A 627-nucleotide genomic window follows, 5' to 3' on the forward strand; every position below is an offset into this window, starting at 1 on the left:
GCGGCGGGCCTGGCGAGTGTGCGGGTGGTCGACGCCCAGGGCCGGACCGTCTCCGTGGAAAGTGCTTCTCTCGAGTCTGATTCGACGGTCATGGCTCTGACCGACGCCGGGCGGGGCGAGTACGCCGGGCTCGGCCCAGAGGCCGAGATGCGCGACATCACGCTGCGCATGCCGGGTGGCGTGGATGCGGACGAGGTCGAGTACCTGGTCAAGAACGCCCATCTGGAAATCGTCGTGGACACCCACATGCGCCAGACGATTCCCGAGTTCGTGATGCCCCCGATCTACGTTCAGGCGGGGGACTACGGCCGGGCGCGCTTCTCGGCGGTGTTCGCGAGCATGTCGGATGCCGTGCGGCGGTTGCGGGCCTCGCGCGACGGTGACTCGTTCGGGCGGATCTTCCGGGGCGGGGACTACGAGTTCGACGACGTGCTGGAGACCGACCGTACCCGGGTCACCTGGGCCGGGCGGCCGCACGCGAAGTTCCTGTACATGCAGTACTCGTACGGGGCCGAGATGGCTTCCCAGTACGACGTTCTGGACTCGCTGTACTCGGCGCTGCGGCAGCGGGGGGTGCGCAGCGAGGCGATCGGCTACATGGGTGGCGCCCTGCGGTTCGGCACGGAG

At 68.7% G+C, this 627-nt stretch carries 1 protein-coding gene; it reads left to right on the top strand.

Annotation, left to right across the window (positions count from 1 at the left end; genetic code table 11):
- Nucleotides 1-90: 90 nt before the first annotated feature.
- Nucleotides 91-627, top strand: a 537-nt coding sequence (locus KIH74_RS35650) for a hypothetical protein (RefSeq protein WP_214160873.1), incomplete at its 3' end; no start/stop codon positions are given.

This window comes from Kineosporia corallincola, assembly GCF_018499875.1.
Lineage (GTDB): Bacteria > Actinomycetota > Actinomycetes > Actinomycetales > Kineosporiaceae > Kineosporia > Kineosporia corallincola.